We start from the raw sequence: 14,318 nt of genomic DNA, 5'->3' as shown, positions 1-14,318 counted from the left end.
CACTTCCTGCTTGCCCAATCCCCAATGCCCAATGCCAAAATCTAAAATCTAAAATCTAAAATCCAAAATCTAAAATCCAAAATCCTATGAGATCTCCTTTAACTGTAAATGCTGCTCAAGCACGTCAGACAAAAGAGCGATTTGCTCAACCTGAGGAACAACTCTCCTATGAATTAGGAAAGGCTGTACAGGAATTACCACCTCTGTACACAAGGTTATTGGCAGGAACGATTAGTTTTATAGTATTTGGGGCTATTGGCTGGGCGTACTTCTCTCAAATTGATGAAGTTGCAACAGCACCAGGGGAATTAATTGCTTCTACACAGGTAAGACCGGTGACATCCTTGGGTGGAGGGTCAATTGTGGCTGTGAAGGTGCAAGATGGCGATCGCGTTACTAAAGGTCAGGTTCTGGTGCAAAAAGATCCAGACTTACAGAAAACCGATGTTTCCCGGTTAGCTAAATCTACGAGATTGATTCAGGATGATTTGCAACGTTTGGATGCAGAACGTACTGGAGGTAAAGTCGCTGGTACGAAATTGCAAGATGAACTTTTAAGTTCTCGTTTGCAAGATTTTCAAGCGCGCCAAGCCGGGGCTGAAGCGGAAGCAAATCGCCAAGCAGCACTCATCAATCAAGCTAAAGTCCGGTTGACTAGATTGCAAGACAATTTAGTGGCTGCGAAAACTAGCGTTACCAATGCCAAAACCAACCTTGTTAACGCCCAAAGCATCCGTACCAAAATAGAGGATAATTTGGCGATCGCCGAAGAAAGAGAGAAAAGTCTACGCACCTTAATAACTCCCGGTGCTGTACCAAGAGTTGATTACCTAGAAGCCCAAGAAAGATTAACTCGTGCAAAGACGGAAATCACCAGGGCACAAGATGAAGTCACCAACGCCCAGAATAGAATCATAGAGGCTGAAGATAAAGTCACATCTTTAGAAAAAGATATTGCTGCCCAAGCCCAAGAAATTCGCCAAGCTGAAGAAGCTTACAAAGCTGCAAAAAATCAAGCCCAGCGCGTAGCATCAGAACGCCAAAGTGAAATTTTGACCCAGCTAAACAAGCGTAAAGAAGAACTCACCACCGTTCAAGGTCAATTAGAGCAGGCGAGAAAGCAACAAGCTTTGGAAACCATCGACGCCCCCGTTAGTGGCACGATTTACAGAGTCAAAGCCACCAAGGGCCCAGTACAACCCGGTGAAGAATTGCTGTCAATCTTGCCAGAAGGTGAAGAAATGCTCCTAGAGGTGAAAGTTCTCAACCGCGATATTGGGTTTATTCGTCAAGGAATGAGAGCCAAAGTCAAAATGGCAACTTTCCCCTTCCAGGAATTTGGCACAGTGGAGGGCGAAGTCGTCCAAGTCAGTCCCAATGCAATAGTTGATAAAGAATTGGGCTTAGTTTTTCCCACAAGAATTAAGCTCAGTAAACACTCAGTTAACGTCCGGGGTCAAGAAGTGGAATTTACACCAGGGATGGCTGCCACAGGTGAAATAGTAACTCGTAAAAAATCAATTTTGACCTTCATTACTGAACCTGTAACTCGACGATTCAGCGAGGCATTTTCAGTCAGGTAAGTTTGTAGGTGTTGCAGAACATTACTAACTTAGCAATTCATGTGTTCCAAAGATTTTTGGAAATGGTATGACACCCCTCATTGAAGGATTTTTCGTCATTCCACCCGATGTAGAGACGTAGCAATGCTACGTCTCTACTCGACTGAAATCGGATTGCTATATAATTTTCAAGCAAAACCTAAGAATTTTCTAATCTGTTCTAATTGTTCAAATTGTTTTTGCATTTGTTCTATGAGTTTAGGAAAATCAATATTCTTGCCATCTTGATTATTTTCTTGGCTATGAATATTAACGTTGCTGAAGATGGGATTGTAGTTGTTTACATATCCATCCCAAAATTGTGGATTAATTAATTCATTATTATCTTCAGATGGTGTGAAATATTTGGTTGTTTCTGTAATTACGCCATCACTCACAGAATTAATATCGAAATTATTCCAATTAGAGATATTTTCTGGTGTGAGATATTGGGTTGTTTCTGTAATGATGCCATCGCTCACAGAATTAATACTAAAATTATCGAAATTAGAGATGGTTTCTGGAATCGCATATTTTGTTGTTTCTGTAAATTTCTGATTGATGGTAGAACCAAAATCAGAATTATTAAAACTAGAGATAGTCTGGGATGATAGATATTCTGTTGTTTGTTTGATTGTCTGACTGAGTAGAGAATTCACATCAAAAATATTTAACCTATAGGTTGTACTTGGCGTACTATCTCCTGAGGTTTCTGCAACAATTTGACGTACTTGAGCATCAGTCAAGTTGGGGTTAGCGCTCAGCATCAAAGCAACTACGCCAGCAACGTGAGGAGCAGCCATAGAAGTGCCGCTATAAACGGCATACTGGTTATTGGGAACTGTGGAATAGACCCTAACTCCTGGGGCTGTGACGTAGCTAATTTCGCTGGTTCCAGAACGGTCGGAAAAGTCAGCAATGTTATTGTTTCTATCTACTGCTCCAACGGCAATTCCGGACTTATATGCATAACGAGCAGGATAATCTGGTGATGATTCGCCATCGTTACCAGCGGCCATAACCACAATTACTCCTTTGCTGCTGGCATAATCAATGGCTGACTCTAAAGTGCGATTAGAATATTTGCCTCCTAAGCTGAGATTAATGACATCGGCTCCATTATCCACAGCATAGCGAACGCCTTGAGCTATGGAATTATAAGAACCAGAGCCAGAGTCATTCAAAACTTTCACAGGCATGATTTTGGCATTATAGGCAATGCCAGTGACACCATAGTTATTATTTTCCCCTGCGATCGTGCCAGAAACATGAGTCCCATGACCGTTTCCGTCTAAAGTGTTGTTGTTATTACCGGAGAAGTTCCAGCCATAATTATCATCAACATAACCATTACCATCATCATCTATGCCGTTATCAGCAATTTCGTTGGCATTAGTCCAGATATTGTTTCTCAAATCCTCGTGGTTGCGGTCAACTCCAGTGTCTATAACAGCAACAACAACACCTTGACCTGTGTATCCTTGTGCCCAAACTTCTGGAGCTTTCACAAGGTCTGCTCCCCAATTATTACCACCAACATCGGGAACATCAGCAAAGGTATTTTGACCAGTAACTCTAGCTACTGCTGCTGCTGCATTAATTAAGCCATAACCGATAGTGGAATTATAAGTTCCAGTACTAGTTGCAGTATTTTTAGTACGAATTTTTGAGGTATTTTTATTTAGCTGTTGTACATCAGCATCAGTTGAATTATAGCTACTATGACCACTGAAATTCAGACTGTAATTATCTCTAGTATTAAAGGTATCCAATGAGGAAATTGAATTGGTGTTTAACGCTTTATGAGAAAATAAATTGTTACTAACATCAGTATTTAACATGAGTATTTATTCTCAATAATAGCAATAGTTTTTGACAGTCTGAAGCATTAAAATCTTTGAAAAAAGATTCTATCTATGAAGAAGCTCTATTGTCAATAATTACTATGTAATTTCTAAAAAAAATGCTAATTCAACTACAAAAAAGTATTGAGCAAATATATTCAAAAAAATTAAATTTATATCATATAGTCATAGTATTTTGATACTTGCAAGCAACAGTTATAAAAAGGTGTCGAGAAAACCCATTTTTTCTAGGAATGGGATAAAAGACACACCGACACCGTTGACAGTTAACAGTCATCAGTCAACAGTCAACATTCTCCCCTCTTATAAAAATGTGTCGGGAAAACCTATATCCCAACTCAACCTTGTATTTAAGCTCCAGGTTTAAAATAATCAAAAAGGCGATCGCCTGAGTCAGCACGAATTAATGCTACAACTACATCTGGGAGGGCAGCTAAACTCGGATAAACTAAATAACGCGGTTCCCAATGGGGGCGGAATTTTTCTTTGTAGGCGTGTAATCCTTGAAAATTGTAGAAGCGATTTAAATGCTCATAAAGATAATGTAATACTTTCTCTAAACGGCGTGATTCTGGATTATCTCCAACTCCAGCCAAAGCAGAAAGACCAAAATTAAAGGTATCGTAACCATTTTCTTTAAAATGCTGGAGCAGAGAAATAAATAAAAAGTCCATGATTCCATGTTCAATGGACGAACGGTGTCGCATCAAATCGATAGTTGCTTCGTTGAGTTGATACTCTGGGATAATATTAGCAAAAGCGCCGATTTGACCTTCGGGACTATACACCACAGCAATTTCACATGCCCGCAAATATGCTTCATCAAACCAACCTAAAGAAAAGTGTTTTTCTGAACCTTGTACAATCTTTAGCCACTCATCACTCACAGGTTTGAGTAACTGTAATAAATCATTATCAATTGGTGGTTGATAAAAGTTAATTCGGTATCCTAATTTTGTTAAACGATTAATTGAAGGTCTAAAATTTTTACCAGCTTTACCTTGTAATGTAAAACTTTTTAAATCAACGATCGCTTCTTCTCCAATCTTGAGTACTTGAAATCCCAATGATTTGTAAAGTTCAACATCATTGGGCAAAGTTTGATAAAAAGTAGGATACCAATCATTGCGCTGACAAAACAACTGGAAAGCAACAATCGTCTCTTTGCGGTCTTCAACCGGGCCTATGGGATCTCCCAAAGCGATAGCACCTCGTCCTTTGGGCACATAAGCAATTACACTTTTACCAGAGGGACTAAAATAATAACTTTTATCATTTAATAATGTCAAAGCTGCTAAAGAAGAACATCCATATTCTTGGACAATTTCTTTAGCTTTTTGTTTTTCATTTGCAGTTGCTAAATTCCGCCAAAACACAGGTTGCAACAGCATAAACACGGCGTATGTAATAGTAACTGCTGCAATAACATAGATAGAATTAGCAAAAAATTCTCCAAATCTACTTTTTGGTTCCAGTCCCAAATTATCTTCAGTAAAAAACATCGCCAAAGTCTGAAGTACAGCTTCGCGCCAATTAAAATTTTCCGAAAACTTGCCGTCTAATAAATAAAATCCAATAGTTCCGTATGCCAAGGTAAATAACAAAGCACCGATAAGTACTCTAACTCCCTGTGCAATGGAAGGACGGTCTGATTGCGCTGTAAAAATATGGCGCATCAGAATTAATTGCACTAATAAAACTCCAGACAGCAGACTTTCTTCATAGTCCAATCCCTTGAGCAAGTGACTGATAACAGAAATTATTAATAGACCAATAGTAAGTAACCAAGCTATTTTTTTGCGGCGTACTAAATTAGTAGCAAGTGTCAGTAAAACAAACCCAGTTAGCGCTGCAAAAATATGACCACTTGCACGAATTTCAAAGGGTAAAAATTCCTTTAACCAGTGATTCCTCCCATACAAATTAGGTGTTACCGCTGATAACAAATTTACTACTCCAACTAAACCTGTAAGAAAAGCTGCACTCCAAAGGAGAATCTGAGTTTTTAAGTGATTAGTCATTAATTTATAAATAATAAATATATCTGCATAAATCTTAACTCTGTTAATTAAAATAATCAATCTAAAATCCTTAAGCAAAATACCACTTTTTTTAATAAAACTCTGCGTTCCTCTGCGATACTTTGCGTTTAAAAATAAAATCAAACACTCAAAATTCTCCCAAACCCTTATTCCTATACCCTGATTTTCAAAATAATTATCTATAGCAATTTACTTAACTCTTTGAAACTGTTCGCCCACATAAGAAAGAGAATCTTTCAGATGTTTGTGAAAGTAATTCCAACCAATATTGGAACCAGATAAACCATGACCTCCAGGAAAAGCATAAAATACATGAACAATTCCCAGTTGAGTTAAGATTTCATGGAAAGCTTTAGTAGAAGCTAGTAAATTACTATCATTCACCCCTGCATCTAGGTAAACACGCAATTGCTTTCTATCTTCAGGTGATAGCTGTTGCACAATTTGTTGAGGACTATTTTGCGAACCGCTGCTATCAGTAAAGTAACCGCTATGGCTAAATAAAATATGGAAGTTATTGAGATAGCGTAACCCGATATTAAAAGCTCCCCATCCCCCAGAAGATATACCTCCCAACGCCCAATATTGTGGTTCTTCTAAAGTGCGATAACGTGATTTAACAACTTGTACTAATTCCGAACCAATTAAAGTTCCAATTTTGCCATTTGGCCCGTCAAAATAATCAGGATCGTACAACGGACTAGAACCGCGATTATCGTTACCATCAGGTGTAATTACAATGGATGGCGGTAATTTTTTAGTTTTATAAAGTTCGTATAACACATCTAAAATCGCATATTTATCAGCAAAAGCGCGAGCATCATCATGTCCTCCATGTAGTAAGAATATCACGGGGTAGCGTTTTTGCTGATTTTTGTAATAGCCAGGAGGTAAAATTAGGCCATAGTTGCGGATAGTACCCATTGCTTGGGAATTGAAGTTTACTAACTGAAACTTTAAGCCAGTATTTGCTTCTTCTTGGGGCGCGTCTAGTTGTGGCGCACCTAAGATAAATACATAATAATAAGCAGCAGTGGTGAGGAGTGCGATCGCTCCTACAAAACTAACGAAAAATTTAGAAATCTTCATATACTTTCAGTGAAAAAAATTCACCTCTATTACAATTTAATATATTGAATTCGGTGAATTTTTTCAACACGATTTTTTCCTCATATTTTATCCATAAAGCTTGTGCTAAAATTCTCTTATTTGACATTATTTTTGAGCATCAAAATTTTGATTTTCTGCTTGATGTGCTATCTCTGATAATTTGAATTGTTCGCCAACAAATGTTAAAGAATCGGCTAAATGTTCTCGCCAATATTGCCAAGTATGACCGCCAGGAAACTCACGAAATAAATGGTAAATTTTTAGTCCTTGGAGTACTTGACTGAATTTCTTACCTTCTTGAATTTCTTCGGTATCCGATTTACCAGTATCGAAGTAGATTCTCAATCGTTTTTGGTCTGGTAGTGGAATAGTTTTGATATAAATTATTGGGCTATTTGTCGGGCCAGTTTTATCCTGAAAATAACCACTATGACTAAATAAAATCGAGAAATGATTGACGTTATGTAATCCTACATTAACAGCACCCCAACCACCAGAAGATAAACCACCTATAGCCCAAAAATCTGGATTTTTTAGTGTACGATAACGGCTTTGCACAACTTTTACTAATTCATCTCCCAAAGCTGTGGAAACTTTACCGTTTGGGCCATCAATATATTCAGGGTCTCGGTAGGGACTAGAGCCGCGTTTATCGTTACCATCTGGTGTAATAATTATGCTTGGTGGCAACTTACCTGTAATATAAAGTTGTTTGAGAGTTTTAAGAGCTTGTCCCTTATTTTCCACAAACCAATCTGTAGGATGACCGTGTCCACCGTGGAGAAGAAAAATTACAGGATAGCTGCGTTTTGGGTTTTGTTCGTAGTCAGGGGGTAAAGAAACGCCGTAGGTACGACTTCCACCCATAACTTCACTGTTGTAAGTTTCAATTTTATAGCTGAGGGTAGTAGCCAAATCTCCATTGTGAGGCTGGGATGGAGAAGGGGGAGGTGTTATTTGTAAATTTTGCTGTTGCGATGGTTTGGCGACGACACTTTGAGATAAATTACAGCTAACTAAAGTTAAAACTGAAAGTAGCAAGAACATTTTCGATTTTTCGTAGTTCATCTTTCAAAGACATTGGACATTTCGTGCTAGCAATCAAGAGTTTACGCAAGTAATTTGTCAATGTTGTGTCAACAAGATGGAAACTATACGACTAATTGTCAGTTAAAAATCAAAAGTTAGGATAAGTTTCTTGAGGATGTCTAAGCTGCAAATTAATTTCAGTTCTTTATTTGGTTTGTTGCTGTTGGTACTTTCTTTGTGGGCGATCGCTCGTGAATTACACGAGTATAATTATCGTGATATCCTCAACTCTTTAGCAGCAATTCCTAAAAGTCGCTTAAGTTTAGCAATTTGGTTAACGGCTTTGGGCTATTTAGTCATGATTGGCTATGATGTTTTAGGTTTTAAGTATATTAATTGTTCCCTTAGCTGGAGTAAAATTGCTTTTACTAACTTTATTAGCTCTACATTTAGCAATACCATAGGTTTGGCCTTATTGACTGGCAGTGCTATCCGTTATCGATTTTATGCTAATTGGGGAATCTCAGCAGTGGCGATCGCTCAAATTATTGCTTTTGCCAACTTCACTTTTTGGCTGGGAATGTTTGCTACTGCTGGATTAATATTTATTACTGATTCTTTACCAATTCCGACACAATTACATTTGCCTTTTACAACAGTACGTCCCATCGGGATAATTTTTTTATTATTAATTGCCATCTACTTGTTAGGAAGTATTTTTATTAAACAATCATTAATTATTCGTCAACACGAATTTCGGTTTCCTTCCTTGCCAATATCTTTGGCTCAAATTGCAGTTTCTAGTCTCGATTGGATTTTAGCTGCCGCAGTTCTTTATGCAGTATTTCCTAGTAATATACATTTGTCTTATATAAACTTTCTAGCCATTTATTTACTAGCGATGTTTGCAGGTGTAGTTAGTAATATTCCTGGGGGTTTGGGTGTCTTTGAAACTATAATATTATTGTTTTTATCATCGAAAATTTCAGCAGCAACGATTCTAGGTTCCTTACTAGCTTATCGTGGAGTATATTACTTTTTTCCCTTGCTACTTGCAGCAGGTTTGCTGGGAATATATGAAATTAAATTTAGAACCCGAATTCATAAAAAAACTCAGTAAATAAGCTAGAACACTTTTATGTTTTTGTACTGTCTTGGAGACGCTACGCGAATAACTTCTGCCTTTCTTGTGAAAGCAAAAAAATATGATTTACAAAACACTTGTAAAATCAATCATTGTTTGCCGATAAGCATCAGGTAAACCGACATCAAAACACTTACCTTTAACAACATATCCCGTCATTCCTTCTTGCTGGCGCAATCTTTCCAAACACGATGTTAATTGAAATTCGCCTCTTTCTCTAAAATTTTGGTTAATGTGTTCTGCTAAAAAATCAAAAATCTTCGGTGTCAGTAAATATAAACCAAACATACATAAAAATTCGTTTTCTGGCATACCTCCGACATGCAAATGACTTTGTGCATATTCAATCGGAGGTTTTTCATACAATTGCGTCACCTTGAGAATTGAGTTAGACTCTTCTTGCCAAACTCCTGTGACACACCCTGCCTTATAAAGCATTTCACCTGACATTACACTTAAACTGACAACACTTTGATTAACTTGTTTGTAAACATCTAAAACTTGGCTAGCACAAGATTTTTCCGAATTAGATGTATAAATATGGTCGCCCAACATTAACAAAAATGGTTCATTTTGCACCCAATTTTTAGCACAAAATACCGCATGACCGTAACCTAATTGTTCCTCTTGAAACAAGAGAGTAATTTTGCTGCCTAAATCTTGTAAATACCGACTATATTCTTGATTTTGCGGTGAAAGTTTGGCAAAAAGTTCTTTCTTTGGTGGTTTTTTGAATAAATTTTCAAATATTTCTTTATCGTCTGGCTGTATCACTATTCCCACTTCGGTAATTCCAGCACTAATAGCTTCTTCAATAATTGCCAAAATCACAGGTTTTGCCCTACCATCTCCATCGATAATGGGGAAGAGTTCTTTTTTCACAACTTTCGTAGCCGGAAACAAACGAGTACCAAAACCAGCCACCGGGATTATAGCTTTTTTAACTCGATTTTTTTGCATAAATTAAGAGAATGGGGAGATGGGGGAATGGGGAGACAAGGGAGACAAGGAGAATAAATCCTGACTTTCCAGTCAACAGTCAACAGTCATCAGTCAACACTCTTACACATCTTTCCTCACCCCAATTTTTCAAACAACTCTGCTAAAACTACATTAGAAAACAAAAATCCTTGGGGATCGGTGAAACGCAATCTTCCTTCTACGATTTCCACCCAACCTTTATCAAAATACGATGGCAAATATCGACAAATTTCTTCTACCTTCTGTTGTCCAAATGCTGCTAAATCTACACCCTCCGCTAAACGCAACCCCAACATCAACGTTTCTAACAATACTTCCTTTGGGGGGGTGATTTCACAATCAATGGCAGCACCAGCTTGCACCCATTGATGATATTCTTTAGTCTTACGGGGACGAGTGAAGCGTTTTCCCTGAATATAACTCGCCGCACCCATGCCAAAACCATAATAGGGGCGGTTTTCCCAATACACTCGATTATGCCGACATTGATGACCAGGCTGGGCATAATTGGAAATTTCATAATGTTGATAACCTGCGTCAGTCAAAATCTGCTGCGCCATTTCATACATTTTGACTGTAGTTTCATCCGTGGGTAAAGGACTTTCGCCTGGTTTGTAGTAACGACCAAAGGCTGTACCTGGTTCGATGGTAAGATCGTAAACAGATATGTGAGTTGGTGAAACTGACACGGCTTTATTTAAGGAATCCTGCCATCGCTCCAAAGACTGATGCGGCAATCCAGAGATTAAGTCTAAGCTAAATTCGGGAATCTCCACTTGGTGGATTAAATCTATAGCTGCAAAAATATCATCGACCGAGTGCGATCGCCCTGCAACTTGCAATAATTCTTGACTAAAAGCTTGTACCCCTAAACTAACGCGGTTGACGCCTGCACTACGATAACCTGCTAAGTGTTCTAAATCAAAGGTTGCTGGGTCTATTTCCATTGAAATTTCTACCCCAGACGCTATACCAAAACGCTGTTCTAAGTGTGTGAGTACATGTTCTAACTGGTTGATTGATAGCAGCGAAGGAGTACCGCCACCAAAAAAAATTGTCTTTAGGGGTTGACCAAATGCTGGTGTGATGGCAATTTCTTGACATAGTACCTCAACATATTGGGAGATAGTACCAGATGTTTCGCCCCGCAAGCGATCGCCGACAACAGACACCGCAAAATCACAATAAAAACACCGCCGTCTGCAAAAGGGAATGTGTACATAAGCAGAACTCACAATTTCAGAAACATCAAATTTTTGACTCATTTTAGGAAAAAATATAAGTTAGTCCAATTGCGAATTAGCAATCATAAAAATGATTAGTTTTTTTACAATTTTTTGTCGTTTTACAACGAAACAATGAAAAATATGAAGATAAAAGCCTTTGGTTATAATAATTGCAGATATTGTTTGCCTAAACCCTTAGTGTAAGTCAATATTGATTAGTCTATATTACCGATGAAATAAAAAATACTTAAGTTTATCGGTTAACACAGTTGTAGGAATACAAGATAACCATGCTTGACGCAATTATCATTTTTTCATTCATCCTGGCAGCATCGGGTATAGGGTTCTACAGCATCGAACTGCTACCTAATGGCACCTTAGACAAGGTGACAAATATAGAAGCTTTGCGTTTAATTATCGCCGTTTTTGCCGCTATTATTGGTGGTGCCATCGGCTTGAGTTTCCAGACTACATATCGTCGCCTAGAGGCACAGGTCAAAGAAATGCCTCTGGAAGTGATCTTAACTCGTGCCATTGGTTTAGTGATTGGGCTATTGCTAGCCAACCTCATGCTAGCACCGTTATTTTTGTTACCTATCCCCGCAGATTTCGGATTTATTAAGCCACTGGTGGCAGTTGTCGGTAGTATTATCCTGGCGGTTACTGGCATGAATTTGGCAGACACCCACGGACGCGGTTTGTTGCGGTTCATTAATCCCAACACCGTCGAATCCCTGGTTGTGGAAGGGACACTAAAACCCGCCAACACTAAAGTTTTAGACACTAGTTGCATCATCGATGGTCGCATTGAAGCTTTACTAGAAACAGGGTTTTTGGAAGGACAAATAATCGTACCGCAATTTGTTTTGCAAGAACTCCAACAAGTAGCCGATGCTAGCAAAGACCAAAAACGAGTGCGGGGAAGGCGAGGACTAGAAATTCTCAACCGCATCAAAGAAGCTTACCCCGATCGCATCCTCATCAACCCAGTTGATTACGAAGATATTCCCACAGTTGATGCCAAATTAGTCCGTTTTGCCCAAGAAATCAGCGGTACACTGCTAACCAATGACTACAACTTATCTAAAGTTGCTAGCGTTCAAAAAGTACCTGTTTTAAATGTCAATGATTTAGTGAACGCCGTCCGTCCCAGTTATTTACCAGGGGATTACCTGGATTTGAAAATTCTCAAAGAAGGCAAAGAACCCAGCCAAGGTATTGGTTACCTAGATGACGGCACAATGGTAGTAGTTGAAGAAGGTAGCAGTTATGTAGGTGGCGAACTGCGAGTAGTAGTCACCAGTGCTTTACAAACAACAGCCGGACGGATGATTTTTGCCAAACCCCAAGCTTCAGCATTGGCATAAAACAAATGTTCGATGTAATCATAATTACATTATATGTGACACAGCGATCGGTGTAGTTTGACTGCACCGATTATTTATTATGTGTAATAAATGTAGTAGCAATGCTACGTCTCTAGGTTTTGGGTAACGCAGAATAATTTCATCCTTATGGCAATCCTAAATCATTTGTGAAAAATATTGGTGTTGACTGTTGACTGACTTGAAAGTGGCGAGTAGGAAATGGCAAAAGACCACTTTCATATTTGACTATGAAACTTGCTTCATCTTCACTGCCTTTCTTTGTAAGTTAAAAATTATCAAATCTATGCTGAAAATTCTACCGAAACAAACTGTCTCCATGTACACCCGCGATGGTGTTCGCCTGGATGCAGACATCTATCGCCCGGATGCTGATGGTGAATTTCCAGTATTATTAATGCGACAACCCTATGGTAGAGCGATCGCGTCTACTGTTGTCTATGCCCATCCTAGTTGGTATGCAGCCCACGGTTACATCGTCGCCATTCAAGATGTCCGGGGACGCGGTACTTCCCAAGGGGAATTTAAATTATTTGCCCACGAAATATTAGATGGCGAAGATACAGTAAACTGGGCAGCAAATTTACCTGGTAGTAATGGCAGAGTTGGTATGTATGGTTTTTCCTATCAAGGAATGACTCAGCTATATGCCGCAGTTAATCAACCAAAAGCTTTGGTAACAATTTGCCCCGCCATGATTGGCTATGATTTATATAGCGATTGGGCTTATGAAGGAGGCGCATTTTGTTTACAAACTAACCTGGCTTGGGCAATTCAATTAGCTACAGAAACCGCCCGGTTGCAAAGAAATAAAACAGCCTATCAAGCCTTATTTGCCGCTTCTCGGAATTTACCTTTAACTAATCCAGAAATTCTCCAACAACTCGCCCCAGAATCCTTTTATCATCAGTGGCTGGCACATTCCCAACCAGATGAATATTGGGAAAAACTTTCACCCAAACATTACTTGCAAACTGTTGATTTGCCGATGTTTCACATCGGCGGATGGTTTGATACTTATCTACGCGGCACTCTACATCTATATCAAGATATGGCAGCCCGTAGCACTAAACCCCAACATTTATTGGTGGGGGCTTGGGCACATTTACCTTGGGGTCGTAAAGTCGGCGAAATTGACTTTGGTGTTAAAGCCGCAAGCCCTGTGGATAAAATGCAAATTCGCTGGTTTGACCAATTTCTCAAAGATAAAAATACAAGTTTATTGCACGAGTCCCCCGTTTGTTTATTCGAGATGGGAACTAATATTTGGCGCACTTTCCCCAAATTCCCCACACCAAAACACAAATCCTACTTTTTGTCAACAACAGGACTAGCCAGCATCCGCCAAGACTCCGGAACCCTTTCTGATGACCAATGCCCCATACCCCATGTCCCTGACGTATTAGTCCACGATCCTTGGCGTCCAGTTCCAGCCTTAGGAGGTCATGCCGGAATTCCTGCGGGTATATTTGAGCGATCGCATCTTGATTGTCGTTCTGATGTCTTAACTTATACTAGCGAACCACTAGAAAAAGATTTACATTTAGCAGGGGATGTGGTAGCCGAAATCTACTGTACCGCCGACCAAGCAAGTTATGATTTGTCTGCTGTTTTATCAGAAGTACATCCTGATGGAAAAGTATACAATTTAACTCAAGGATATGTACATTGTCGAAATGTGAACCCCTCTACAAAAATTCAGCTACAAGGGACTTGTGCCCGAATTGCCAAAGGAAACGCCCTGCGTCTGAGTTTAAGCGCAGCCTGTTTTCCAGCCTACGCCATGAACTCAGGAAACGGTGCGATAACTACTAGCGATACTTTACCAGATGCCCAGACCATCGCGTTAACCGTGAATTGTGGAGGCGAGTTTAATTCTCATGTTTTACTACCTGTAGTTGCTTGAGGGAGATGGGGAGGTGGGGAGACGAGGGG

Annotated in this window: 10 protein-coding genes; 4 read left to right on the top strand and 6 right to left on the bottom strand. The window is 39.2% G+C overall.

The features are described from left to right. The first annotated feature begins 86 nt into the window (after nucleotides 1-86). Nucleotides 87-1,583, top strand: coding sequence for an HlyD family efflux transporter periplasmic adaptor subunit (locus tag GNE10_RS21330; RefSeq protein WP_185566872.1), 1,497 nt, complete (start codon nucleotides 87-89; stop codon nucleotides 1,581-1,583). Between the two features lie 167 nt (nucleotides 1,584-1,750). On the opposite strand, the gene GNE10_RS21325 is transcribed toward GNE10_RS21330, so the two are convergent. From GNE10_RS21325 to GNE10_RS21310, 4 genes are all read right to left on the bottom strand, one after another. After that, nucleotides 1,751-3,442 carry a S8 family peptidase gene (locus GNE10_RS21325; protein ID WP_185566871.1) on the bottom strand — a complete coding sequence of 564 codons (1,692 nt, stop codon included), beginning with the start codon at nucleotides 3,440-3,442 and terminating at the stop codon, nucleotides 1,751-1,753. Between the two features lie 374 nt (nucleotides 3,443-3,816). Continuing rightward, nucleotides 3,817-5,487, bottom strand: coding sequence for a phosphatidylglycerol lysyltransferase domain-containing protein (locus tag GNE10_RS21320; RefSeq protein ID WP_185566870.1), 1,671 nt, complete (start codon nucleotides 5,485-5,487; stop codon nucleotides 3,817-3,819). 210 nt (nucleotides 5,488-5,697) lie between these two features. After that, nucleotides 5,698-6,597 carry an esterase family protein gene (locus GNE10_RS21315; protein ID WP_185566869.1) on the bottom strand — a complete coding sequence of 300 codons (900 nt, stop codon included), beginning with the start codon at nucleotides 6,595-6,597 and terminating at the stop codon, nucleotides 5,698-5,700. 126 nt (nucleotides 6,598-6,723) lie between these two features. Then, nucleotides 6,724-7,686 carry an esterase family protein gene (locus GNE10_RS21310; protein ID WP_185566868.1) on the bottom strand — a complete coding sequence of 321 codons (963 nt, stop codon included), beginning with the start codon at nucleotides 7,684-7,686 and terminating at the stop codon, nucleotides 6,724-6,726. Between the two features lie 136 nt (nucleotides 7,687-7,822). Here GNE10_RS21310 and GNE10_RS21305 point away from each other — a divergent pair, with 136 nt between their 5' ends. Continuing rightward, nucleotides 7,823-8,767, top strand: coding sequence for a lysylphosphatidylglycerol synthase domain-containing protein (locus GNE10_RS21305; protein ID WP_185566867.1), 945 nt, complete (start codon nucleotides 7,823-7,825; stop codon nucleotides 8,765-8,767). Nucleotides 8,768-8,857: 90 nt separating this feature from the next. Here GNE10_RS21305 and GNE10_RS21300 read toward each other — a convergent pair whose 3' ends face one another. Together GNE10_RS21300 and hemW are read right to left on the bottom strand one after the other, a co-directional pair. Continuing rightward, nucleotides 8,858-9,751: a UTP--glucose-1-phosphate uridylyltransferase gene (locus tag GNE10_RS21300; protein WP_185566866.1), complete on the bottom strand. Its 894-nt coding sequence runs from the start codon at nucleotides 9,749-9,751 to the stop codon at nucleotides 8,858-8,860. Nucleotides 9,752-9,867: 116 nt separating this feature from the next. Continuing rightward, complete coding sequence (gene hemW, locus GNE10_RS21295; RefSeq protein ID WP_185566865.1) at nucleotides 9,868-11,037, bottom strand: radical SAM family heme chaperone HemW; 1,170 nt, start codon at nucleotides 11,035-11,037, stop codon at nucleotides 9,868-9,870. Nucleotides 11,038-11,288: 251 nt separating this feature from the next. Between hemW and GNE10_RS21290 the strand changes: the two genes are divergently transcribed. Further along, the gene (locus GNE10_RS21290) at nucleotides 11,289-12,365 is read left to right on the top strand and encodes a PIN/TRAM domain-containing protein (protein ID WP_185566864.1); all 1,077 of its coding nucleotides are present in this window, start codon (nucleotides 11,289-11,291) and stop codon (nucleotides 12,363-12,365) included. Between the two features lie 304 nt (nucleotides 12,366-12,669). Beyond that, nucleotides 12,670-14,289 carry a CocE/NonD family hydrolase gene (locus GNE10_RS21285; protein ID WP_185566863.1) on the top strand — a complete coding sequence of 540 codons (1,620 nt, stop codon included), beginning with the start codon at nucleotides 12,670-12,672 and terminating at the stop codon, nucleotides 14,287-14,289. Nucleotides 14,290-14,318: the final 29 nt, after the last annotated feature.

The organism is Nostoc sp. 2RC (assembly GCF_014222165.1).
GTDB lineage: Bacteria > Cyanobacteriota > Cyanobacteriia > Cyanobacteriales > Nostocaceae > Nostoc > Nostoc linckia.
The sequence above is the reverse complement of the archived record's forward strand: the minus strand, read 5'-3'. Positions and strand labels throughout refer to the sequence as shown.